This window comes from Acidovorax sp. SUPP1855 (genome assembly GCF_030158955.1).
Classification (GTDB): domain Bacteria; phylum Pseudomonadota; class Gammaproteobacteria; order Burkholderiales; family Burkholderiaceae_C; genus Paracidovorax.
Window position 1 is genome coordinate 1 of the sequence record NZ_BQXI01000043.1, and the last position, 20,750, is coordinate 20,750.

Below are 20,750 nucleotides of genomic sequence, written 5' to 3' on the forward strand. Positions count from 1 at the left end.
AGCAGCGGCCCCACCTGTCCCTAGAATACAAAACGCCCGATGCGGTGCACCGGGCGTCTCTTGCAAGCCAATTACGGCTAGGGTTCAGTCCCGCATAGGTGTCAACCTATTCCAGGACGGGTCAGGGTCTTGGGAAACGACGTGATCTGGCGCAGCACTTCCTGGCTGAGATTGCCGTCCGAAGCAGAACGAGTAACGATGATGCCGGTGCCCACGGCGATGATCAGCGCGGGAACCTGGGTCACGATGCCATCGCCGATGGTCAGGAGCGAATAGGTCTTCAGCGCCTGGTCCCAGGGCAACTTGTGCTGCATAACACCGATCACCAGTCCACCCACGATGTTGATCAGCAGGATGATGATGCCGGCGATCGCATCGCCCTTCACGAACTTGCTGGCACCGTCCATGGCGCCGTAGAAAGCCGCTTCCTTTTCGATGTTCTTGCGGCGGCGCTGGGCTTCTGCCTGATCGATGAAACCCATGTTCAGGTCCGCGTCGATGCTCATCTGCTGCCCGGGCATGCTGTCCAGCGTAAAACGCGCAGCCACCTCCGAGATTCGCTGTGCGCCATTGGTCACCACCACGTACTGCACAACGATGAGGATCAGGAAGACGATCAAACCGATCACGTAATTGCCGCCCACCACATAAGCTCCGATGGCCCCGATCACCCGGCCAGCGTCACCGTCCGACAGGATCAGGCGCGTGGCTGCCACATTGAGCGACAGGCGAAACAAGGTGGCGATCAGCAGCAGCGATGGAAAGGTGGAAAACTCCACCGGTCTCGCCATGTAGAACGTCAGCAGCAAGATCAGAAACGCGAAGCTGAAATTCGTGAGGATCAGAAAGTCCAGCAGCGGACTGGGAATGGGCGCAAACAGCACCACCAGAACCCCCAGCACCAAAAGCACCATGGCGATGTCGCTGTGTCTGCCGAAGAAACGCTGAAGCGCCTTCATGCCATCGCCCCCGTGCGCGCACCCTGGCGCTGGCGTTCCCGCATGGCAAACACCCAGACGATGATGCGAGCGACCTCGGCGAACATCTGCGGCGGCACATGGTGCTCGACATCAAGCTCCTTGAAGAGCTTGCGTGCAAGAGAAGGGCTTTGAACGATGGGAATGTGGTGCCGAGCGGCGATCTGCCGCATCACCGCTGCCACGTGCCCAGCCCCCTTGGCCACCACCTGCGGCGAGTCCATCTGGCCATGGACGTAGCGCAACGCAACCGCGACATGGGTGGGATTGGTCAGCAGCACATCGGCGTTCTTGGTCTGCCGCAGCGCCTGGCTGCGCTTGCGCGCCTCGCGGCGCAGCTCTCGCATGCGGGCACGCACACGCGGGTCACCGTCGCGCTGCTTGTGCTCATCTTTGAGCTCACGCTTGCTCATGCGCATCTTCTTTGCGAACTCGCGCTTGGTGAACATGAGGTCGACCAGTGCAATGGCGCCCAGCAGCATGGCCATCTTGAGCCCAAGGCTGCCCATGTCAGCCAGCAGCGTATGCACGTATCCGAGGGGCGAAAGTCCTGAGAGGTTGTAAAACTGCGGCGCAAGATCGACCAGCGCGTAGTACGCAGTGCTGCTCAGCAAGGCCAGCTTGATGCAGGCGCGAGCGGTATCGAACAGGGCACGCAGGGAGAAAATCTTCTTGAATCCATTCACCGGATTCAGTCGATTGAAATCGGCGGTCACCGGATCCAACGAAAGAATCAGGCCTGTCTGCAAGACATTCCCCGCCACCGCAGCCAGCATGACGCAAACGAGAAAAGGGGCAATCCAGACGAGGGTTGCCTTGACCATCGCAGCAACCACAGGCCAGAGGCTGCCCCCACCCGGGTCGATGTTTTCGATCTGTAGCAGCAACATCTGATCGAAGCGAAACTGGTCGCGCACCGACTCCCAGCCCTGCCAGGTGAGGTACACCACCGCGACCACGAACACCACCGCCGAGACCACGTCCGCACTCTTGGAGACCTGGCCTTTTTCCTTCGCTTTTTGCAGCTTGTACGGCGTGGCCGCTTCGTTGCGATCGAGATCTTGCTCCGACATCAGCGCACGCCCTCCGAACGCAAAGGCGCTGCCGGTTTTGCATCGAAGCGTGCAGCCGGCGAAGCCGTCAGGAAGACGCCTTCCCACATGCCATAGATGCTGGCGTAGACACGGTTCATCGCGCCTCCCATTCCGGCAAACCAGAGCGACAGCACCGCCAGACCCACCACAATCTTGGTGGGAATGCCCAGCACCAGCATGTTGATCTGGGGCAGATTGCGGGACACCACGCCCAGAGCCAGTTCCACCAGCAAGATGCAAAACACCACCGGAGCTGCCAGCGCGAAACCCAACATGAAAAGGGCGCTGACATGCTTGAACACCGGGCCGGCGGCACTCGCCAGAGACCAGGGGGCTCCCAACGGGAAAACCTCCAGGCTATAGGCCAGCGCTCGCAGCAGCGCGTGGTGCCCATCCACCAGAAAGAACACCACCACCGCCGCATAGTTGAAGGCGGACACCAACAGTGGAGAGGCCCTGTTGCTCACTGGATCGAAAACCTGTGCGATGCCGAAGCCGATCTGCACGTCCAGCAGGTTGCCGGCCACGGAGAACGCGGCAAAGGCCACCAGCACACCCAGCGCCAGGGTGGCGCCCAGAGCCATCTCGATGAACGCGGCTTGCAAGATTCCGCCAGCATCCGTGCGCACCCCCGCGCCATCCATGGGAAGGGCCAGAGAAAGCACGGCAGCCAGCGACAGCACCACCAGCGCCCGCACCCGATTGGGAATGGGCATCGCGTAGAGCACAGGCGTCATGGCAAGCACCACAGCAATGCGCAACGACAGCAAAAAGAAAGGGAGCAGTACAGCCGCAGCCTGCGCGTCGCCTGCCAGAAACGACGACAACGTCCATTGGGAAGATTGGGCGGCCATTTCCGGACACTCTCAGAACATGGCGGGAATATTCGTCCAGAGTTGGGACGCGAATTGCCCCAGCTTCTTCAACATCCAGGGGCCGAACAGCACGATGGCCACACCGGCAGTGAACAGTTTCGGCACGAAGGTCAGCGACATTTCCTGTACTTGCGTGACCACTTGCAAAACGCTGATCAACAAGCCCACCAGCATGGTCAAGCCGAGGACAGGCAAGCAAATGAGCAATCCCGTCCAAAACAGGTCGGACAGCATCCGGAGAGCAAGGTCGGCGTTCATAGAAACCAGTTCATTGGAGCGACGAGGCGCTCCGCGCATCGACCAGCCGACGCGTTTACAAATTCACACTTATCAAACTACAACTTTACAATTGTAGAGACAGCGTTTGGAATTACGCGCATATGCGGCGAAATATTACATTTCGATGTGGTAAAGAGAGCCACAGTTTTTGGCGCAACGCCCTTCACTCCATGCCATTTGGGAGCGGTCGGCCGGTCTCGCGCTGAAACCGACGATTCGAGCCAGATTGCAGGCAACAAAAAAGCGCCCCGAAGGGCGCTCGTTTGTTGGCTTACTGGCGGAGAGGGTGGGATTCGAACCCACGGTAGTGTTGCCACTACGCCTGATTTCGAGTCAGGTACATTCGACCACTCTGCCACCTCTCCTGTGTGTCGAAGCCGGGATTCTAGCAGGAAGTTTCAGCCTTTCGACCGACTCAATACTTCCCCATGTAATCGCGTTTGCCCAGTTCCACCCCGTTGTGCCGTGCAATCGCGTACGTGGCATTCACGTGGAAGAAGAACTGCGGCAGGCCGTAGTGCAGCAGGTAGTGCTGGCCAGCAAACTGCTTTTCGCGCGGCGTGCCGGGCTGCAGGATGATCTGGCGGGCCGCGGCCTCGTCGGAAGCCCCGGTGGGCAGGCCTTCGATGAACGCCAGCACGGCGTCGATCCGGGTGCGCAGGTCCGCAAAACCCGGCCGTTCTGCATCGGGCAGCGATGGCACGTCCATGCCGGCGAGCCTGGCGGCGATGCCCTTGGCGAAGTCGCACGCGACCAGCACCTGCCGCGCCATCGGGAACATGTCGGGAAACAGTCGGGCCTGCAGCAAAGCGTCCGGGTCGATCTTGCGTGCGGTCGCGTGGGCTTCGGTCTTGGAGACTACATCCCCCAGCGAGCCAAGCATCTGCTTGAAAACGGGCACGCTGGCGCTGTACATGAAAGAGGTCATCGCGGGTCGATCCTTGAAAAGAGGGCCGGCAGAACGCCGGCGGATCGCAAGTACACCAGCAATGGGCTGCTGCTGCACGATCGGAGCGGGAAAACCCCTGAAAGACCCAGTCCGATGGCGCTTCAGACCAGGACGATCTGCGGCACGTTCTGCAAGTCGCGCAAAGGCATGCGAGCCGGCTTCACGGCGCGCAGATGGGCCACCATCTCGACCACCACGTTGCGCTGGCTCTGGATGCATTCCCAGATCTGCTCATGGGTCAATCCGCGCAGGCGCTGCGCCACGGTCAGCTCGACGCGGTCGGTGATCCAGTCGCCGCGGTATCCGTAATCCGCGCGCCAGTAGTAGGGCTGGGAGAAATACCCGAAGGACCCGTGGAACAGCTGGCGCACGTGGGTCGGGTCTTCGAAGGCATCGTCGCTGGCGCCATGGGGCACGCGGATGACCATGCGCGCGTCGTGCCGGGCCACGCGGTGCAGTTCCTGCATCATGGGCAGCACCTTCGGGATGTGCTCCAGGACATGCGACAGCAGAAACTCTTCCACGCTCCCGTCCGCCAGCGGCAAGGGCGTGGCCGCACAGGCGTCCAGGTCCGCGACGATGTCCACGCCGGGCAACGCCTGGCTGTCCAGGTTCAGCCACCCTGCGAGGGTATTGCGACCGCAGCCGACGTTGAGCTTCATGGCTTGATTACCTATACATCGTAAAAAAAGCCATTCTGCGCGGCCCGGGCCCGCGGCCTACGCGACCAGGGAAGCGAGCCCGCCCAGGTACGGGCGCAACGCTTGCGGAATCTCCACGCTGCCATTGGCCTGCTGGTAGTTCTCCAGCACCGCCACCAGGGTTCGGCCCACGGCCAGGCCCGAGCCATTGAGCGTGTGCAGCAGCTCGTTCTTGCCTTGCGCGTTCTTGAAGCGGGCTTGCAGGCGGCGGGACTGGAACGCCTCGCAGTTGCTCACCGAGCTGATCTCGCGGTAGGTGTTCTGCGCAGGCAGCCACACTTCGAGGTCGTAGGTCTTGGCGGCGCTGAAGCCCATGTCGCCCGTGCACAGGCTCATCACGCGGTAAGGCAGCCCCAGCTTCTGCAGCACGGCTTCGGCGTGGCCCGTCATGGCCTCCAGGGCTTCGTAGCTCTTGTCGGGGTGCACGATCTGCACCATTTCGACCTTGTCGAACTGGTGCTGGCGGATCATGCCGCGCGTGTCGCGGCCGTAGCTGCCGGCCTCGGAACGAAAGCACGGCGTGTGCGCCGTGAGCCGGATGGGCAGGTCCGACTCGGGCACGACCACGTCGCGCACGAAGTTGGTCAGCGGCACTTCGCTGGTGGGAATGAGGTACAGGGCCGCATGGTCGGGCACGGGCTCGCCGTCCTGGCCGCCCTTCTTGGCCGCGAAGAGGTCGCCCTCGAACTTCGGCAATTGGCCGGTGCCACGCAGCGAATCGGCATTGACGGCATAGGGCACATAGCACTCGGTGTAGCCATGCTCCTGGGTCTGCACGTCGAGCATGAACTGCGACAGCGCACGGTGCAGCCGGGCGATGGGACCCTTCATCACGGTGAAGCGCGAGCCCGACAGCTTGACGCCCATGTCGAAGTCCAGCCCCAGCGGCGAGCCCACGTCCACGTGGTCCTTGGCCGCGAAGTCGAAGGCGCGCGGCGTGCCCCAGCGGCGCACCTCGACGTTGCCGGCTTCGTCCGAACCCACGGGCACGCTCTCGTGCGGCAGGTTGGGCACGGCCAGCAGCAGCGCGTGCAGTTCACCCTGCAACTGCTCCAGCCGGGCAGCCGAGGTTTCGAGTTCCGATTTGAGCGAGCCCACTTCGGCCATGACCGCATCGGCGTTCTCGCCCTTGGCCTTGAGCTGGCCGATCTGCTTGGACAGCGTGTTGCGGCGCGCCTGCAGTTCCTCGGTGCGGGTCTGCAAGGTCTTGCGCTCGGACTCCAGGGACTGAAAGGCCTCGACGTCCAGGAAGGCCTGGGGTTTTTTGCGGGTCTCCAGCCGGGCGATGGCGGAGTCGAGGTCTTTTCGAAGGAGGAGGATGTCTAGCATAGGCCGCGATTTTAGTAGGGCGTCTTACCGGGTTGGCGCGCCGGAGTTTCCGTTTTAGGATGGACCGCACTGCCCCAGGGAGGACTCCATGCACATCGAACCGTACCTTTTCTTCGACGGCAACTGCGAGCAAGCGCTGGATTTCTACGCCCAGTGCCTGGAAGGGCGCCTCACCGCCGTGCACCGCTACGAGGGCTCGCCGCTGGAAAAGCAGCTTCCCGCGCACTGGCGCAACAAGATCATGCATGCCACCCTGGAAGTGCCCGGCGGCCACCGGTTCATGGCCAGCGACCGCATGCCGGGCCAGCCGTTCGCAGGCCACGCGGGATTTTCGATGTCGGTCAACTGCCCCGGCAGCGCCGAACGCGGCGAGCGCATCTTCCACAGCCTGGCCGTGGGTGGGCACGTGGGCATGCCCTTCACCGTCACGTTCTGGGGCGCGCACTTCGGCACGCTGGTGGACAAGTTCGGCGTGGGCTGGATGGTCAACTGCGACGGGGCGCAGCCGCCCGCCTGAAGGCCAAGGCGCGCCCCAGCACGGCGCCGCTCAGGCCAGCGTGGCGGGATCGAAATTGGCCCCGCACAGGATCAGGCCGACCGTCTCGTCGGCGCGCGGGCGGTAGGCGCCGCTTTGCAGCGCGGCCAGGCCCAGCGCCGCCGCCGGCTCGACCGCCAGCTTCAGTTCCCGCCACAGCCATTGCTGCGCGCTGCGGATGGCCTCGTCGGGCAGCAGCAGCGCGGCATGCACGTGGCGCTGCGAGACCTCCCAGGCGATGTCGCCGATGCGGCGGGCGCCCAGCGAATCGGCGGCGACGCCACCCACCTCCACATCCACCGGCCGGCCCGCCGCGCGGGCGCTGTGCAGCGTGGGCGCGCGCTCGGGCTCCAGCGCCACCACATGCGCGCGGCTGTCGCACCACGCGGCCACGCCGGCGATCAGCCCGCCGCCGCCCACGCTCACCAGCACGCTGTCGGGCAACCGGTCGCCCGCCTGGCTTTCCATCTCCAGCGCCAGCGTGCCGGCACCGGCCACGACTTCGGGCTGGTCGTACGCATGGTTGAGCAGCGCGCCGGTGGCCTGCTGGCGCGCCAGGCAGGCCTGCAGCGCTTCGGAATACGCGGCGCCGGTCACCACCACTTCGGCGCCCAGGGCCCGCAGACGGGCGCGCTTGGCCTCCGGCGAGATCTCGGGCACGAACACCTCGCAGCGCACGCCCAGCGCGCGCGCCGCGGCCGCCGTGGCAATGCCCGCGTTGCCGCCCGAGGCGATGATCACGCCGCTCTCGGGCACGGGATTGGCCAGCATGCGGTACAGCATGCCCCGGGCCTTGAAGCTGCCGCCCACCTGCAGATGCTCCAGCTTGAGCCACACCTGCGCGCAGTCCACGCCCAGCGCGCTGCCGCTCAACTGCAGCAGCGGGGTGGTACGAAGAAAGCCGGCCTGTGCGGCCAGGCGCTGGTGTGCAGTGGAGATGGCGGAGCGATCGATCATGAGGGAGCCTTTGGCGAATCGAAAAGAAAGACCGTGCCCGCACGGCCCCGCACGAAGAACGACGGGCAACGGGCTTGCGGCACACGAAACCGTCGAGTGTATGCAGCGCACCAGGCACCAACCACTCACCAGCCACGCACCCGCCACGTGAGGCCATCGGAGCCCGCCGCCCTCCCCCGCCATGCCCCGGCTTTCCGCGGCCCCAGCATCTGCCGATACCATGGACCGCCGATCGCGGCGTGCACGGCGGTGTGCACGCCGGTGCAGCGGCATGGCAGGAGATGGCGATGTTCTATGTGTTCGGGCCTTCGGGCCAGATGTACCGTGGCGGGCCGGAGCAATTGGCGCAGGTGGCGCCCGTGCGGCGGGTGCAGCGGCCCCAGGCACTGCGCACCCGCTCCGCTGACCCCGAGGCGGATCCGTTCCCTCCCGTTCCCGCGCCGGCCCCCGACCCCGGCCCGGTGAACCTGCGCGCGCAGGAGGCCGTGAGCGCCTACGCACAGACCGAGCAGGGCCCGCAGGTGCCCCGCCAGCCGCTGTCGCGCGTGCAGGACGTGATGACCGTGGGCGCCCTCACCGTGCCGCCCGACATCCGCGTGAACGACGCCTGGGCCACGCTGGCGGAGCACCGCATCGCCCAGGCGCCCGTGGTCGACGCCGCGGGCCACGTGGTCGGGCTGCTGCTGCGCGCCGACATGGCGCCGCTGGATCTGCTGCCCGAGCCCGGCAGCGTGAAGGCGGCCATCGACCTGGCGCGCCGGCCCGTCTCCGAGATCATGGTGAGCCCGGTGCCCACCGTGGCCGCCGACACCGAACTGCGCCGGGTGGCGGGCGTGCTGCTCGACACCGGCCTGCCCGGCCTGCCGGTGACCGACGAGGCCGGCACCATGACCGGCTTCATCTCGCGCACCGACATCCTTCGCGCCGTCGCGGCCGACCCGCCCCTGGACCTCTGGAGCTGAAGCGGCCCGCGGCGCCAGCCGCTGCCGCGGCGCAGCACCGCCACCGCGCATGAAAAAACCCGCGGGGCCTGGCAGCCACGCGGGTTCTTGATGGATCGAGTCAGCCCGCAGCTGGCGCCACGGGCCGCGCCCCCGCTGGGCGAATCGCTCAGCGGATCACTCGGCTGAAATCGCCTCGGGTTCGGCGATCTCCACCGAGGGCAGCGGGCTCGCCAGCACCTTGTCGATGGTCTTGCCGTCCATGTCCACCACCTCGAACTGCCAGCCCTCCCACTGCACCGTGTCGGTCACGCGCGGCAGCTTGCCGGTCAGCAGCATCACCATGCCGCTGAGCGTGTGGTAGCGGCCGCGGTCTTCCTCGGGCACGGCGTCCAGGTTCAGGCGGTCTTTCAGTTCGGGCACGGGGATGTGGCCGTCCAGCAGCCAACTGCCGTCCTCGCGCTGCACCGCCCAGGAGGTTTCGGGGTCGCGGGCGTGGAATTCACCCGTGATGGCCTCGATCAAATCCTGCAGCGTGACGATGCCCTGCACTTCGCCGTATTCATCGATCACGAACGCCATGTGCAGGTCGGATTGGCGGAAGTTGTCCAGCAGCTCCATGCCGGTGATGGTCTCGGGCACGTACAGCGCCGTCTGCAGCGGCTGCGTGGCCAGGTCGCGCGCCTGCTCGCGCAGCGAGCGCGACAGCCACTGGCGGGCGTTCAGCACGCCGAGCACGTTCTCCATGCCGCCCCGCACCACGGGAAAGCGTGCATGGTCCGACTCTTCGATGCATTTGAGGTTCTCTTCGAACGAGTCCTCCACGTCCAGCACCGCCACATCGGCGCGCGGCACCATCAGCGAGCCGATCTGCCGGTCGTCCAGGCGGAACACGTTGCGCACCATCTGGTGCTCGTGCGACTCGATCACGCCGGCGCTCGTGCCTTCGGCCAGCACCGCGTGGATCTCGGCCTCGGTCACCGCGCTGGCGTTGTTCTCCTTCACGCCCAGCAAGCGCAGCAGGCCCTGCGTGGACATGGACAGCAGCTTCACGAACGGCTTGGTGGCGATGGCCAGCCAGTTGATCGGGCGGGCCACCAGGCGGGCGATGACTTCCGGATGGCTCTGGCCCAGGCGCTTGGGCACGAGTTCGCCCACGACGATGGAGAAGTAGGTGATGAGCATCACCACCAGGCCGGTGGCCAGGTAGCTGGCGTATTTGGCCTCCAGCCCCAGCGTGCGCAGCCATTCGCCCAGGGGCTGGGCCAGCGCGGCTTCGCCGACGATACCGTTCAGCACACCGATGGAGGTGATGCCGATCTGGATGGTGGAGAGGAATCGGGTCGGGTCTTCGCCCAGCTTGACGGCAGCGACCGCGCCGCTATCGCCCTCATCGATCAGCTTCTGGAGCCGGGTCTTGCGCGCCGTGACCAGCGCCAGTTCCGACATGGCGAACAGGCCATTGAGCAGGATGAGGGCGAACAGTATTGCTATTTCCATAGACAGGGAACGGATGGGTTCCCTCAGAGTGAATCAACCGCAAATTGTAAGAAGTCACACCCGCCGTGGGGTCATAAGGGCCGCCCGCGTAGGGACATTGGGGCGCCAGCGTGGTATTTGCGCCCTGTCGCTGCCGGGACAGGGCCTGCGGCAGGCGCCAGAGACCAGGCATCGAAATGGCCTCCAGCACAATAATTACTAGGGCATATAGCTATCAATTAATAGCATATTGGCGGCCAAGCGATTTCAATGCCCTGCGGGGCCCGTCTCCGGCGTGCGCTCGGTGATCGCCAGCCCCGTGGCCGCATCGATGCGCAGGCCCTTGGGCAGCGGGAATTTCACCGTCTCCTCGATGCCGTCCATCTTGCGCACCGACACGGCGCCCAGCGCCTTGATGCGGTCGATCACCTGGCGCACCAGGATCTCGGGGGCCGAGGCCCCGGCCGTCAGCCCCACGCGGGCCACGCCCTCGAACCATTCGGCGCGCAGTTCCTCGGCGCTGTCCACCATGTAGGCCCGCGTGCCCAGGCGCGCCGCCAGCTCGCGCAGCCGGTTGCTGTTGGAGCTGGTGGGGCTGCCCACCACGATCACCAGGTCCACCTGCGGGCTCAGCACCTTGACCGCGTCCTGCCGGTTCTGCGTGGCGTAGCAGATGTCCTGCTGCTTGGGCTCGCGCACGCTCGGAAACCGCGCGCGCACCGCCGCGCTGATCTCGGCCGCGTCGTCCACCGACAGCGTGGTCTGCGTCACCACCGCCAGCTTGGCCGTCTGCCCGGGCTGCACGCGGGCCACGTCCTGCACGTCCTCCACCAGGTGGATGCCATGGTCCAGCTGGCCCATGGTGCCCTCCACCTCGGGATGGCCCTTGTGGCCGATCATGATGAACTCGTAGCCCTCCTTGGCCAGCTTGGCGACCTCCACGTGCACCTTGGTCACCAGCGGGCAGGTCGCATCGAACACGCTGAAGCCGCGCTCGGCCGCCTCGGTCTGCACCGCCTTGCTCACGCCGTGGGCCGAGAACACCAGCGTGGAGCCCGGCGGCACATCGGCCAGGTCCTCGATGAAGATCGCGCCCTTGGCCTTGAGGTCGTTCACCACGTAGGTGTTGTGCACGATCTCGTGGCGCACGTAGATGGGCGCGCCGAACTTCTGCAGCGCGCGCTCGACGATCTCGATCGCACGGTCCACGCCCGCGCAAAAGCCGCGCGGCTCGGCCAGAACGATTTCCTGGGGTTTTTGCATGGCGTCAGAGCACCCCGATGAGCTGCACCTCGAAGGTGACCGGCTGCCCCGCCAGCGGGTGGTTGAAGTCGAAGCGCACCGCGCCGTCCTCGCGCACCGCCAGCACCACGCCCGCGTAGCTGCCCAGACCGTCCGGCGTGGGGAACTGCACCACGTCGCCCACCGTGTAGCGCTCGTCGGGATCGCCCAGCTCGGCCAGCAGCTTGCTCGCCACCCACTGCTGCATGTCGGGGTTGCGGTCGCCGAAGGCCTCGCCCGCGGGCAGGGTGAACGTGGTGCGGGTGCCCTCGGGCAGGCCGATCAGGCACTGCTCCATGGCGGGGGACAACTCGCCCGCGCCCAGCGACAGGGTGGCCGGCTTGTCGCCGAAGGTGTTGATCACATCGCCCGCCGGGCCGGCCAGACGGTAGTGCAGGGTCAGGAAGGAACCGGCCTGCACGGTGGGAGCGGCGGCGGGAGAGGCAACGAGGGAGTTGGGGGCGAGGGTGGTCATGAGAGTCCCGATAAACTGGCCGCCATTGTAGAAACCCGCCCATTCCCTGCCCCGCGCGCGGCCATGCCGCCGCCCCAACGGACCTGCCGCACCATGCTCATGAAAACCATGCCTGCCGACGCCCGGCCCCGTGAACGGCTGCTGCAGCGAGGCCCTGCCGCGCTGTCGGATGCGGAACTGCTGGCGATCATCCTGCGCACGGGCATCGCCGGCAAAGGGGTGATGGAAATGGCGTGCGAACTGCTGGCACCCACCACCGTGGATTCGGCAACGGGCAAACCCACCGGAGGCTTCAGCGGCATCAGCGGGCTGCTGCACACCAGCGCCGATGACCTGCGGCGCATCAAGGGCCTCGGCCCTGCCAAACGGGCCGAACTGGTGGCCGTATTGGAGCTGGCAAGGCGGGCGCTCGCGGAACAACTGAGCGAGCGTGAGGCGTTCGAGTCCCCCACGGCCGTGAAGCACTACCTGCAGCTGCACCTGGCAAAAAAAGGCTACGAAGTCTTTGCCGTGATGTTCCTGGACGCCCAGAACCGCATGATCGCCCTGGACGAAATGTTCCGCGGCACGCTCACCCATGCCAGCGTGTACCCCCGCGAAGTCGTCACGCGCGCCCTGCACCACAACGCCGCTGCCGTGGTGCTGGCCCACAACCACCCCAGCGGCAGCGTCAAACCCAGCCGCGCCGACGAAAACCTCACCAAGACCCTCATGAACGCACTGGAACTGGTGGAGGTGCGCGTGCTGGACCACGTGATCGTCGCGCCCGGCAACGCGCTTTCGATGGCCGAATCCGGGATGTTGTAACGCGCTGCCGGAGTCGCGACCTGCTTGCCCGACTCCAGCCATTTCACAACGAAGCATCGCCCATATGTTAACATTTTGTTAATATATTAATTTACTTTAAAATCACAAACCGACCTTTGTCCGATTAGCATTCGCCCCCAACAAAAACACGATCTCAAAGGGGGATTGAATGAGCGCAGAACTCGCGGCGACGTTCTTCAACGTCGGCTACGGACAGACCTTGGCCCAGTCCATGGACAAGAACCAGGTGGACGTCCTGGTGCTGACGCAGGGCCAGTACATGATCATCCTGCAGGACAAGGCCAGGCGCAATGCCGCCCTGGAATTCAACCTGCGCAAGATGCTGTCGCAGTCCACGTTCGGGCAGTATTGGCAGAAAGAATTCAGCCCGAATGCCAGCGAGCCGTGGGTCGGGCCGGTAGCGCAGGGGGCCAACGACATGCTGGCCATCACCAAAACGCTGAATGCCATCGGTATGGCCGGCATTGGGACTTACATCAAGACCACGGCAACAGGCACGTACATCATCATCAAAGGGTACTCAGCCAAACGCAGCAGTGCGTTGCAGGGCACGCGCTACCTGGCGACGAATCCCAAGATGCTTCAGTTGGGCTTGGGAATGAAGAGCCTGCAAGGCATCGCCAAAGGCGGCTTCATGCTGGGCGTGGTGGTGTCCACAGGGATCGAGTTGATGGACTTCATGTTCAATGACGAGAAGACCATGTATGACCTGGTGGGCGGGATTGGCGTAGAGGCGGTTAAGGGCGGCCTGGCTGGGCTGGTCGCCTACGGTCTTGCTGCAGGGGTGGGAACATTTGTCACGACGGTCGCTGTTTTTCCGCTGTTCACCATGGCAGTGGTGGCCGTTGCCGGTGGCATCGTACTGAATATGGCGGACAGCGAATACAAGATCAAAAGCAACGTCGTTGCCAGCCTCAAGATGCTTCCGACACAGACGGCCCAAGGCGTGTATTACATCGACACCAAAGTCCAGTCATGGCAAGACGATCTGACTGCTGCCATCGAACAGAAGAAATCAGAAATAGGCCAGACAGTTAACCATGGTATGAAGAACTGGCTTTGCCGGATCGGTTGCCTCCGCTACTAAGCAAAAAAATCGATTGATCATGTTTGAAGTCAAAAAGGTTAGGAAAGCTTTGGTATGGGGCCTCCCGCTCTTTATCGGGGTCGGCGCGAGTTGCTTGTGGGTGGTATCGCACGGCATCATTCCAACGCTCGAGGCCATCGTTTCACGCGCTCCAGCAGTGCGGATTGCGGTTGCTTCGCAAGTCACGCCGTTTGTCGCTGTCTTCAGCATGCTGGCGGCGTTGATCGGCAGCATGCGCGCCATTCCCGTCAGTGACAGAACGATCCATCCGTTCGAGTGCGCCTTCAAGGTCACCGTGCTTTTGAGTATGGCCGCGATGGTGCTAATCCCTGTCACCGCTGTAGTCCAGCGCTTCTACATGCCCAGCATCGGTTACTCGATATGTTCGGAACTAGAAGGCCACCCCACCATGTGGTTCACCGACTGGGTGCGCGATCCCGCTTGGTGCGTCAAAGGCAAGAGCCTGGAGTGGGTGAACAAGCAAGCGCGTACTGCCGCTCCTCACAGCACGCCATAGCGGGCCATCGCTGCACGATTTCGTCTTATTGCTATTAATTAAATAGCACCATTCCAGCATGCAGATTGCGCTGGAGAACGATTCATGTTCGAACCACGATCACGCCGAAAGCGTACGCGCAGCGTTCGCACCACCGAGTTAACGATGTTCGATGTCAAAAAAGTCCGCCGGGCAATGCTCTGGGGCGTCCCTTATTTCATTGCACTGATTGCAGGGTGCTACTGGATGACGACCGAACTTTTGATCTCGACCGTCGTGGACATCGCATACCACGCACCAGCGGTGCAAATTACACCAGGCGCCCTGGTAGCACCGCTCCTGGCCGCGATGCTGATATTGGGCATCGTCGTGGGATGCATGCGGGCCATACCTTTGCGCGAACGCATCGTGAAACCCTTCGAATACGCCATGTTGCTGGCCTCGCTCTTGGGCTTCGCTGTCATGTGGCTGGTTCCTGTCGCGGCGGTGGCCCAGCATTTCTTCATGCCCAGCCTGGGCTACCACCCCTGCAACATCCTGCGGGGCAACCCCAACAAGTGGTCCAACGACTGGGTGCTCGACACGCAGTGGTGCGTCAAAGGCCAGACCATCGAATGGGTCAAGGAGCAGGCCCGCTCGGCCGTCACTCCTGGCGCTTCCAGATCGCCAAGGAACACACCTGCGGCCGAGCGACCGCCGCATCCGCTCAGCACCCCGCCGGCCGGTTTCCACGCAGGGTGAGCAGCCCGGTCACGCGCAGCGTGTCACCCGTGCCGTCCGTGGCCGTCAGCCGCTTGTTGACGATCTCGAGGTAGTCGCGGCTGTGGTGCACGTCGGTGTCGTCGCCGTCGCCGCTGGCGGTTGCGAACTCGCGGCCGCGCACGTTCAGGACCAGCCGGTAGAGCGAGTCGGCATTGTTGGCGTAGCGCACCGTGCCGGAGGCGGTGCCGTCGCCACCCACCCGGTCGGCGCCGTCGAAGGTGAAGCTGCACAGCTCGGGGGCCGTGCCGGCGGCGGCAATTTTGGTGACCTCGCTGGCGTTGATGTTTCCGTTGCCGTACGAGCCGTCCAGGCCGCTGACCGAGGCATTGGTCACGGTGAGCGACGCTGCGCGTTCGTCCAGGGAATCGCTGCCCCCGCCGCACGCGGACAACAGCGCGGCGGCGGCCAGCAGGGTGGAAAGGAGAGACAAGGTTTTGAGAGAGGTGTTCATGGCCAATGGGTCGGTTGTGGAGTCAAGGAAAAGGCTCGCTAGGGCCCAGCCAAAGCCAGACGCCGGCCATAACCGCACCATCATGTTCTGTTTTAAATGGTGGTTTTTTGGCGCCCTTTTTTTGCCGGCAAGTGCCTGCGATGAATAGGCTCGCAGCCGGGCCTGCCCCCGGCGCACCTACACTGCGCGCCATGCCAGACACCCGCCTGACGCCTTCGAGAAAACGCCCTTTGGGAGGGTGGATTGCCGGCCTTGCGGGATCGGCCGTGCTGGTGGTGGCCTGCACGGGGGCGCGACAGGGCCTTGAGCCGGAAACCGCCGCGCCGGCCGCGCTGCGTCTGATCGGCACCGCCGCCATCGCCCCCGGCACCGAGGTGCTGGGCACGACCTTCGGCGGCATCTCGGGCATCGACTACGACCCGGTGCAGGACCGCTGGCTGCTCATCAGCGACGACCGCTCGGCCCTGCAGCCCGCGCGCATCTACACCGCCACGCTGCGCTACACCGCCACGCATCTGGAGACCCCCGCGATCACCGGCACCGCACCGCTGCGCCAGGCCAGTGGCGTGCCCTACCCTGCGCCGAGGCACGCCGCGCCCGATGTGGACGTGCCCGATGCCGAAGCGGTGCGCTGGCTGCCGGGCGGGCACACTTTTTTGTGGACCAGCGAGGGCGACTTCGCGCGCGGCTTCGGCCCGCAGTGGCGTGAACACCGGGCCGATGGCGCGTGGGTGCGCGAACTGCCCTTGCCCACAGCGTTCGGGCGGGTGCCCGACTTCCGGCGCGGGCCGCGCGCCAACGCGACGCTGGAAGGGCTGGCGCTGTCGCCGGACGGCCGCACGGCCTGGCTGGCCATGGAAACGGCCTGGGTCCAGGACGGCACGCGCCCCACGCCCGAGGCCCCGGGCGGGCCGCTGCGCATCACGGCGATGGACGTGGCCACCGGCCGCCCGCTGCGGCAGATCGCCTATGTGCCGGACGCGGTGGCGCACGCCCGGCGCATCCCGTGGGGCCCGCAATTGAACGGGGTGAGCGAGGTGCTCGCGGACGGGCCGCACCACCTGCTGGTGCTGGAGCGCAGCTACAGCGCGGGGGCGGGCTTTTCCGCGCGGCTGTACCGCATCGACACGCGCGCGGGCAGCGACACGCTCGCGCTGGACGCGCTGGATGCCCAGGGCGCGCACAGCAACCACACCGCCGTGCCGAAGACGCTGGTGGCCGACCTAGACCAACTAGGCGCGGGCCCGCTGGACAACCTGGAGGGCATGGCCTGGGGCCCGCCGCTGGCCGGGGGCGGGCGGGTGATCGTGTTCGTGAGCGACGACAACTTCAACCCCGCGCAGGCCACGCAGTTCATCGCGGCGGAGTACCGGGGCCCGGCGGCGGTGACATCGGTCCCCTGATCGCCAAAGAACCGCCAGCGCGGCGTGGTGAACACGGGCGACAGGGGGGGCGAGCGCACCGCACCGAACGATCGGTGGGTGTAACGGGGCCGGCCCCGGCGCCGGTGCGGCATGGCCCGCGGCGATCCCGGGGCACTGCCGCCCACGCCGGGGCGGCGGCCGCACTTCGGGTACAACCGGCGCATGAAAGTGAAGTCCTTCCAGGATCTCCAGCCACTGCGCCAGGCCCTGGCGGAGGCGGCCGAGCGCGAGGCGCGGCTGCAGCGCGAGCGGCTGGAGGCCGCGCGCCGCGCGCGCGCCGAGCTGATGCTGTTCGAGACCGCGGTGGGCCCGGTGCAGGCCCTGCGCGGGCAGCACGACCGGCGCTGGCACCTGCCCGAGCCGGTGGAGCCGCTACCCGTGCAGCGCGAGCTGGACGAAGAACGCGTGCTGATGGAGTCCATCAGCGACGAGTTCGACGTGACGACCTTGCTGGACGTGGATGACCAGATGAGCTACCGCCGCAGCGGCATCGGCCCGGAGGTGACGCGCCGCCTGCGCGCGGGCCACTGGAGCATCCAGCGGCAGCTGGACCTGCACGGCCTGCGCACCGACGAGGCCCGCGAGGCCCTGGGCGAGTTCATCCGACTGGCGCACCGCACCGGTCTGCGCTGCGTGCGCGTGGTGCACGGAAAAGGACTGGGCTCGCCCGGCAAGACGCCGGTGCTCAAGGGCCGCGTGCAAAGCTGGCTGGTACAAAAGAAAGAGGTGCTGGCCTTCGTGCAGGCCCGCCCGGCCGAGGGCGGCGCGGGGGCACTCGTGGTGCTGCTGCAGCCGGTGCAGCGGCATTGAGCTTTGAAGGGCGGCACGGTGCACTGCCTGCCACCGCCACCGCAGCGGCCGCGTCAACCCGCCGGACGGTGCTCTGCCCGCACCAGCCCCCGCAGCTCCAGCCGCACGCGCAGGCCCCGAAGGGCCTCGCTTTTGTCCAGTTGCAACTGCCCGCCGTAGGCCTGGGCGATCTGGCTCGCGATGGCCAGGCCCAGCCCGCTGCCCTGCACGGATTCATCGAACCGCACGCCGCGCTGTCCGGCGGCCTGCAGTTGCTCGGCGGTCATGCCGGGGCCATCGTCTTCGATGTCCAGGCGCAGGCCCGGGCGATCGGTGCCCTCCTGCCGCGACAGGGTCAGCCGCACCCGCGAGGCGGCCCACTTGCCTGCGTTGTCCAGCAGGTTGCCCAGCACCTCCTGCAGGTCGGCCTGCTCGCCGCGCCACAGCAGGCGGCCCGCGGTGCGGTCGTCCAGCGCCCAGTCCAGCTCCTGTGCGGCATGCAGGCGTTGCATCATCCGCACGACCTGCGACAGGCAGTCGCGCACGTCCACCGCCTGCCCCGCGGCGCCGGGGTGGGCGTGCAGCGCATCGCTCAAGGTGCGGGCCTGGTAGCGGTCCACCAGCTGGGCCATCGCCTCGACCTGCTGGCGCACCTCGCCGCTGGGCACCTGGGGGTGCGCGCTGGCCTGGGCACTGAGCAGGGCCAGGGGTTTCTTGAGGGCGTGGTTGAGGTCCACCGCATGGGCGCGGGCGCGGGCCACGACATGCGCGTTGTGCGCCAGCAGGCCGACCAGCTCGCTCTGAAGGGGCTGCAGGTCGCGCCCCGTGGGCGCGGCCAGGTGCGCGGCCACATCGGGCCCGTCGCCCTGCGGCGCGCGCAGGGCGGCCAGCAGCGCTTCGAGGCGCCGAAGCGGCGCCAGCCCCACCCGCACCTGCAGCCAGGCCAGGCCCCCGGCGAGCACCATCAGCACCAGCCCGGCCACCACGAGGGTGTGGTCGATCTGGCGCATGCTGGTCTGCAACTGGGCGGCGGGGCCGTAGACCGTGAGCGCCACCGGGGTGGGCGGCTGGCCCAGGGGGATCGGCAGCGTCAGCGACAGCAGCGGCTCCTGCAGCGGCCCGGTCGCCAGGTGCAGCAGGGCCGAGCCCCGCACGGGCTCGGGGGCGGTGGGCAGGCGGTCCATGTCCCACAGCGAGCGCGAGCGCAGCACCTGGGCACCCGCCTGCGCGCGCCAGTACCACCCGGCGTAGATGGCGCTGAATTCGTCCGCGCCCCCGGTGGCTTCGCGCAGTTCGCCATTGGGGCCCTGCTGCAGCCGCACGCCCACGCGCTGGGCCTTCTCGCGCAGCACCTGCTCGAAGCCCCCCAGCAGGCTCTGGTGCATCTGCCCGCGCAGCCACAGGCCCCCGGAGGCCACCAACAGCAGCATGGGGACCAGTGCGAGCAACGCGATGCGCGTGGCCATGGGCCACTGGGCCAGTGCCAGCGCCCATGCGGACAGACCTCGCGCCGGCGGGGCCGGCGTGGGCGGTGCAGGCAGCGGATCGATGCCGCCGGGCGCCATCGCCGGGCCTGGCGGGCCCATCAGCCCGGCACCTCGGGCAGCAGCAGGCGAAAGCCCTGGCCGCGTTCGGTGACCAGTTGCGGCGCGCCGCCGAGCTTGCGGCGGATGCGGCCGATCAGCACGTCGATGGTGTTGGAGTCCGGGTCGAGGTCGCGCGCGTAAACGTGTTCGCCGATGTCGCTGCGCGTGAGCAGCTTGCCCGGGTGGTGCATGAAGTAGGCCAGGATCTTGTGCTCCTGCGCGGTGAGCTGCAGGCTCTGGCCCTGCAGCGAGAAGCGGCCCCGCACCACGTCGTATTCGAGCGGCCCCGCCTGCAGCACGGCGGCGGCCGACCCGGCCGTGCGGCGCAGCATGGCCCGCAGGCGCAGCACCACTTCGTCCATCAGGAACGGTTTGGTGAGGTAGTCGTCCGCTCCGGCGTTGAAGCCCGCGACCTTGTCGCTCCAGCGGTTGCGGGCCGTGAGCACCAGCACCGGCCAGTTGCGGCCCGCGCCGCGCCAGTCGTGCAGCACGCTCAGGCCGTCCTTGCGCGGCAGGCCCAGGTCCAGCACGGCGGCGCTGTAGGCTTCGGCGCTGCCGGCGAAGGAGGCGGCTTCGCCGTCATGCTCCACGTCCACGGCAAAGCCCGCGGCCTCCAGGGCGGCGCGCAGTTGCGCGGCGAGCGCCACGTCGTCTTCCACGACCAGGATGCGCATCAGTCACCCGCCTTTCGCCGCGTCACTTCCAGGGTCACGGCATCGACCTCCAGCTCCAGCTTGAAGCCGTTGGGCTGCTGCAGCTCGACGCTGTAGTACGGGCGGTTGCGGTGGTCGCTCTCCAGCTCCACCTCCAGCACCAGGCCCGAGAAGCGCGGGCGCAGTGACTCCAGCACCACGTCCATGGATTTCAGGGGCGCCGGTGCAGCGGCCGCCTCCGGCCGATGCAGGACCTCGCCCGTGTTCACATCCATGAGCAGTTTCATCTCCACGGCGGGCTTGTCGGACAGCTTGACCTCGTAGACCGCCTTGCCCTGCGCATCGCGTTCGAACTCGGCGTTCACGACGCGCGCGCCGTACCGCTGCTCCAGCTGCTTGACGTACCGGGCCATCTGCGCCAGCGGGACGGGCTGCGTGGGCCACTCGCGCTCCTGCGCCACCACCGAGCCGGTGGCGGCATCCACCAGCACTTCCTGCTTGTTGCCCCGGGCGTCGATGAGGGTGATTTCGTAGCGCGGCTCTCCCTTGCGCCCGCGCTTGCTTTCCACCTCGATGACGCGGCCCGCGTACTGGCGGCTGATGTCCGCAACGATGCTGTTCAGGGGCTTGAGCTGGCCGTTGAGCACGCCGCGCCGCGCCGCGTCCTGCTCGGCCGCGGGCGCCTGCACGCACGCGAGCGCCACCGCCGTGACGGCGGCACGCAAAAGCACGCTCCGGGTCCATTTTTTCATCGCGGGATTATTGCCGGCGCCGTTAAACGGCACATGAACGGACGCTTCAC

General features: G+C 66.4%; 23 protein-coding genes and 1 tRNA gene. 8 read left to right on the forward strand and 16 right to left on the reverse strand.

Annotated elements, in window-relative coordinates; translation table 11 throughout:
• Window positions 1-101: 101 nt before the first annotated feature.
• The 8 genes from AVMA1855_RS23970 to serS all read right to left on the reverse strand — a co-directional run bounded on the left by AVMA1855_RS23970 (window position 102) and on the right by serS (window position 6,204).
• Complete coding sequence (locus tag AVMA1855_RS23970) at window positions 102-959, reverse strand: flagellar biosynthesis protein FlhA (RefSeq protein WP_284427609.1); 858 nt, start codon at window positions 957-959, stop codon at window positions 102-104.
• Window positions 956-2,050 (reverse strand): EscU/YscU/HrcU family type III secretion system export apparatus switch protein, encoded by a 1,095-nt coding sequence (locus AVMA1855_RS23975; protein ID WP_284427610.1) that lies wholly within the window; start codon window positions 2,048-2,050, stop codon window positions 956-958. Before AVMA1855_RS23975 ends, AVMA1855_RS23970 begins: the two co-directional genes overlap by 4 nt.
• Window positions 2,050-2,925 (reverse strand): flagellar biosynthetic protein FliR, encoded by an 876-nt coding sequence (locus AVMA1855_RS23980; protein WP_284427611.1) that lies wholly within the window; start codon window positions 2,923-2,925, stop codon window positions 2,050-2,052. Before AVMA1855_RS23980 ends, AVMA1855_RS23975 begins: the two co-directional genes overlap by 1 nt.
• A 12-nt stretch (window positions 2,926-2,937) precedes the next feature.
• Window positions 2,938-3,204: a flagellar biosynthetic protein FliQ gene (locus AVMA1855_RS23985; protein ID WP_284408159.1), complete on the reverse strand. Its 267-nt coding sequence runs from the start codon at window positions 3,202-3,204 to the stop codon at window positions 2,938-2,940.
• 296 nt (window positions 3,205-3,500) lie between these two features.
• Window positions 3,501-3,590 (reverse strand) — tRNA-Ser (locus AVMA1855_RS23990).
• Window positions 3,591-3,640: 50 nt separating this feature from the next.
• Window positions 3,641-4,153 carry a DUF1993 domain-containing protein gene (locus AVMA1855_RS23995; RefSeq protein WP_284427612.1) on the reverse strand — a complete coding sequence of 171 codons (513 nt, stop codon included), beginning with the start codon at window positions 4,151-4,153 and terminating at the stop codon, window positions 3,641-3,643.
• 122 nt (window positions 4,154-4,275) lie between these two features.
• Window positions 4,276-4,836, reverse strand: coding sequence for a class I SAM-dependent methyltransferase (locus tag AVMA1855_RS24000; protein WP_272567708.1), 561 nt, complete (start codon window positions 4,834-4,836; stop codon window positions 4,276-4,278).
• A 57-nt stretch (window positions 4,837-4,893) separates the two neighbouring features.
• Complete coding sequence (serS, locus tag AVMA1855_RS24005; protein ID WP_284427613.1) at window positions 4,894-6,204, reverse strand: serine--tRNA ligase; 1,311 nt, start codon at window positions 6,202-6,204, stop codon at window positions 4,894-4,896.
• Window positions 6,205-6,292: 88 nt separating this feature from the next.
• On the opposite strand from serS, the gene AVMA1855_RS24010 reads away from it, so the two are divergent.
• On the forward strand, window positions 6,293-6,721 hold the full coding sequence (locus tag AVMA1855_RS24010; RefSeq protein ID WP_284405457.1) for a VOC family protein: 429 nt from the start codon (window positions 6,293-6,295) through the stop codon (window positions 6,719-6,721).
• 30 nt (window positions 6,722-6,751) lie between these two features.
• Here AVMA1855_RS24010 and AVMA1855_RS24015 read toward each other — a convergent pair whose 3' ends face one another.
• The gene (locus tag AVMA1855_RS24015) at window positions 6,752-7,696 is read right to left on the reverse strand and encodes a threonine/serine dehydratase (protein ID WP_284427614.1); all 945 of its coding nucleotides are present in this window, start codon (window positions 7,694-7,696) and stop codon (window positions 6,752-6,754) included.
• Between the two features lie 287 nt (window positions 7,697-7,983).
• Here AVMA1855_RS24015 and AVMA1855_RS24020 point away from each other — a divergent pair, with 287 nt between their 5' ends.
• Window positions 7,984-8,658 carry a CBS domain-containing protein gene (locus AVMA1855_RS24020; RefSeq protein WP_284393907.1) on the forward strand — a complete coding sequence of 225 codons (675 nt, stop codon included), beginning with the start codon at window positions 7,984-7,986 and terminating at the stop codon, window positions 8,656-8,658.
• A gap of 156 nt (window positions 8,659-8,814) precedes the next feature.
• Here the strand turns inward: AVMA1855_RS24020 and AVMA1855_RS24025 are convergent, their stop codons facing one another.
• From AVMA1855_RS24025 to AVMA1855_RS24035, 3 genes are all read right to left on the reverse strand, one after another.
• A complete protein-coding gene (locus AVMA1855_RS24025) occupies window positions 8,815-10,137 on the reverse strand; it encodes a hemolysin family protein (RefSeq protein WP_272567714.1) in 1,323 nt (440 codons plus the stop codon).
• A gap of 246 nt (window positions 10,138-10,383) precedes the next feature.
• On the reverse strand, window positions 10,384-11,379 hold the full coding sequence (gene ispH, locus AVMA1855_RS24030; protein ID WP_284427615.1) for a 4-hydroxy-3-methylbut-2-enyl diphosphate reductase: 996 nt from the start codon (window positions 11,377-11,379) through the stop codon (window positions 10,384-10,386).
• Window positions 11,380-11,383: 4 nt separating this feature from the next.
• Window positions 11,384-11,872, reverse strand: coding sequence for an FKBP-type peptidyl-prolyl cis-trans isomerase (locus tag AVMA1855_RS24035; RefSeq protein ID WP_284427616.1), 489 nt, complete (start codon window positions 11,870-11,872; stop codon window positions 11,384-11,386).
• 93 nt (window positions 11,873-11,965) lie between these two features.
• On the opposite strand from AVMA1855_RS24035, the gene radC reads away from it, so the two are divergent.
• From radC to AVMA1855_RS24055, 4 genes are all read left to right on the forward strand, one after another.
• The gene (gene radC / locus AVMA1855_RS24040) at window positions 11,966-12,679 is read left to right on the forward strand and encodes a RadC family protein (protein ID WP_284427617.1); all 714 of its coding nucleotides are present in this window, start codon (window positions 11,966-11,968) and stop codon (window positions 12,677-12,679) included.
• A gap of 169 nt (window positions 12,680-12,848) precedes the next feature.
• Window positions 12,849-13,787 (forward strand): hypothetical protein, encoded by a 939-nt coding sequence (locus tag AVMA1855_RS24045; RefSeq protein WP_284427618.1) that lies wholly within the window; start codon window positions 12,849-12,851, stop codon window positions 13,785-13,787.
• Window positions 13,788-13,806: 19 nt separating this feature from the next.
• A complete protein-coding gene (locus AVMA1855_RS24050) occupies window positions 13,807-14,304 on the forward strand; it encodes a hypothetical protein (RefSeq protein WP_284427619.1) in 498 nt (165 codons plus the stop codon).
• A 144-nt stretch (window positions 14,305-14,448) separates the two neighbouring features.
• Window positions 14,449-15,024 (forward strand): hypothetical protein, encoded by a 576-nt coding sequence (locus AVMA1855_RS24055; protein WP_284427620.1) that lies wholly within the window; start codon window positions 14,449-14,451, stop codon window positions 15,022-15,024.
• On the opposite strand, the gene AVMA1855_RS24060 is transcribed toward AVMA1855_RS24055, so the two are convergent.
• Window positions 14,990-15,496 carry a hypothetical protein gene (locus AVMA1855_RS24060; RefSeq protein WP_284427621.1) on the reverse strand — a complete coding sequence of 169 codons (507 nt, stop codon included), beginning with the start codon at window positions 15,494-15,496 and terminating at the stop codon, window positions 14,990-14,992. The genes AVMA1855_RS24055 and AVMA1855_RS24060 overlap by 35 nt on opposite strands.
• Window positions 15,497-15,687: 191 nt before the next feature.
• Here AVMA1855_RS24060 and AVMA1855_RS24065 point away from each other — a divergent pair, with 191 nt between their 5' ends.
• On the forward strand, window positions 15,688-16,899 hold the full coding sequence (locus AVMA1855_RS24065; protein ID WP_284427622.1) for an esterase-like activity of phytase family protein: 1,212 nt from the start codon (window positions 15,688-15,690) through the stop codon (window positions 16,897-16,899).
• Between the two features lie 183 nt (window positions 16,900-17,082).
• Window positions 17,083-17,730 (forward strand): Smr/MutS family protein, encoded by a 648-nt coding sequence (locus AVMA1855_RS24070; protein ID WP_284393529.1) that lies wholly within the window; start codon window positions 17,083-17,085, stop codon window positions 17,728-17,730.
• A gap of 53 nt (window positions 17,731-17,783) precedes the next feature.
• Here AVMA1855_RS24070 and AVMA1855_RS24075 read toward each other — a convergent pair whose 3' ends face one another.
• From AVMA1855_RS24075 to AVMA1855_RS24085, 3 genes are read right to left on the reverse strand one after another with little or no spacing between them, the layout of a single operon-like run.
• Complete coding sequence (locus tag AVMA1855_RS24075; RefSeq protein WP_284427623.1) at window positions 17,784-19,295, reverse strand: sensor histidine kinase; 1,512 nt, start codon at window positions 19,293-19,295, stop codon at window positions 17,784-17,786.
• Window positions 19,295-19,969, reverse strand: coding sequence for a response regulator transcription factor (locus AVMA1855_RS24080; protein WP_284405448.1), 675 nt, complete (start codon window positions 19,967-19,969; stop codon window positions 19,295-19,297). The genes AVMA1855_RS24075 and AVMA1855_RS24080 overlap by 1 nt, the downstream gene beginning before the upstream one ends.
• Window positions 19,969-20,700, reverse strand: a complete 732-nt coding sequence (locus AVMA1855_RS24085) for a PepSY domain-containing protein (protein ID WP_284427624.1) — start codon at window positions 20,698-20,700, stop codon at window positions 19,969-19,971. Before AVMA1855_RS24085 ends, AVMA1855_RS24080 begins: the two co-directional genes overlap by 1 nt.
• Window positions 20,701-20,750 lie beyond the last annotated feature (50 nt).

What these genes read in the sequence shown, in the direction of transcription:
- AVMA1855_RS23995 (WP_284427612.1), bottom strand. Translation starts at nt 4,153, where the DNA reads ATGACCTCTTTCATGTACAGCGCCAGCGTGCCCGTTTTCAAGCAGATG.
- radC (WP_284427617.1), top strand. Translation starts at nt 11,966, where the DNA reads ATGCTCATGAAAACCATGCCTGCCGACGCCCGGCCCCGTGAACGGCTG.
- AVMA1855_RS24080 (WP_284405448.1), bottom strand. Translation starts at nt 19,969, where the DNA reads ATGCGCATCCTGGTCGTGGAAGACGACGTGGCGCTCGCCGCGCAACTG.
- AVMA1855_RS24015 (WP_284427614.1), bottom strand. Translation starts at nt 7,696, where the DNA reads ATGATCGATCGCTCCGCCATCTCCACTGCACACCAGCGCCTGGCCGCA.
- AVMA1855_RS24025 (WP_272567714.1), bottom strand. Translation starts at nt 10,137, where the DNA reads ATGGAAATAGCAATACTGTTCGCCCTCATCCTGCTCAATGGCCTGTTC.
- ispH (WP_284427615.1), bottom strand. Translation starts at nt 11,379, where the DNA reads ATGCAAAAACCCCAGGAAATCGTTCTGGCCGAGCCGCGCGGCTTTTGC.
- AVMA1855_RS24075 (WP_284427623.1), bottom strand. Translation starts at nt 19,295, where the DNA reads ATGGGCCCGCCAGGCCCGGCGATGGCGCCCGGCGGCATCGATCCGCTG.
- AVMA1855_RS23970 (WP_284427609.1), bottom strand. Translation starts at nt 959, where the DNA reads ATGAAGGCGCTTCAGCGTTTCTTCGGCAGACACAGCGACATCGCCATG.
- AVMA1855_RS24020 (WP_284393907.1), top strand. Translation starts at nt 7,984, where the DNA reads ATGTTCTATGTGTTCGGGCCTTCGGGCCAGATGTACCGTGGCGGGCCG.
- AVMA1855_RS23985 (WP_284408159.1), bottom strand. Translation starts at nt 3,204, where the DNA reads ATGAACGCCGACCTTGCTCTCCGGATGCTGTCCGACCTGTTTTGGACG.
- AVMA1855_RS24045 (WP_284427618.1), top strand. Translation starts at nt 12,849, where the DNA reads ATGAGCGCAGAACTCGCGGCGACGTTCTTCAACGTCGGCTACGGACAG.
- AVMA1855_RS24065 (WP_284427622.1), top strand. Translation starts at nt 15,688, where the DNA reads ATGCCAGACACCCGCCTGACGCCTTCGAGAAAACGCCCTTTGGGAGGG.
- AVMA1855_RS24085 (WP_284427624.1), bottom strand. Translation starts at nt 20,700, where the DNA reads ATGAAAAAATGGACCCGGAGCGTGCTTTTGCGTGCCGCCGTCACGGCG.
- AVMA1855_RS24060 (WP_284427621.1), bottom strand. Translation starts at nt 15,496, where the DNA reads ATGAACACCTCTCTCAAAACCTTGTCTCTCCTTTCCACCCTGCTGGCC.
- AVMA1855_RS24010 (WP_284405457.1), top strand. Translation starts at nt 6,293, where the DNA reads ATGCACATCGAACCGTACCTTTTCTTCGACGGCAACTGCGAGCAAGCG.
- AVMA1855_RS24055 (WP_284427620.1), top strand. Translation starts at nt 14,449, where the DNA reads ATGTTCGATGTCAAAAAAGTCCGCCGGGCAATGCTCTGGGGCGTCCCT.
- AVMA1855_RS23975 (WP_284427610.1), bottom strand. Translation starts at nt 2,050, where the DNA reads ATGTCGGAGCAAGATCTCGATCGCAACGAAGCGGCCACGCCGTACAAG.
- AVMA1855_RS24070 (WP_284393529.1), top strand. Translation starts at nt 17,083, where the DNA reads ATGAAAGTGAAGTCCTTCCAGGATCTCCAGCCACTGCGCCAGGCCCTG.
- AVMA1855_RS23980 (WP_284427611.1), bottom strand. Translation starts at nt 2,925, where the DNA reads ATGGCCGCCCAATCTTCCCAATGGACGTTGTCGTCGTTTCTGGCAGGC.
- AVMA1855_RS24000 (WP_272567708.1), bottom strand. Translation starts at nt 4,836, where the DNA reads ATGAAGCTCAACGTCGGCTGCGGTCGCAATACCCTCGCAGGGTGGCTG.
- AVMA1855_RS24035 (WP_284427616.1), bottom strand. Translation starts at nt 11,872, where the DNA reads ATGACCACCCTCGCCCCCAACTCCCTCGTTGCCTCTCCCGCCGCCGCT.
- serS (WP_284427613.1), bottom strand. Translation starts at nt 6,204, where the DNA reads ATGCTAGACATCCTCCTCCTTCGAAAAGACCTCGACTCCGCCATCGCC.
- AVMA1855_RS24050 (WP_284427619.1), top strand. Translation starts at nt 13,807, where the DNA reads ATGTTTGAAGTCAAAAAGGTTAGGAAAGCTTTGGTATGGGGCCTCCCG.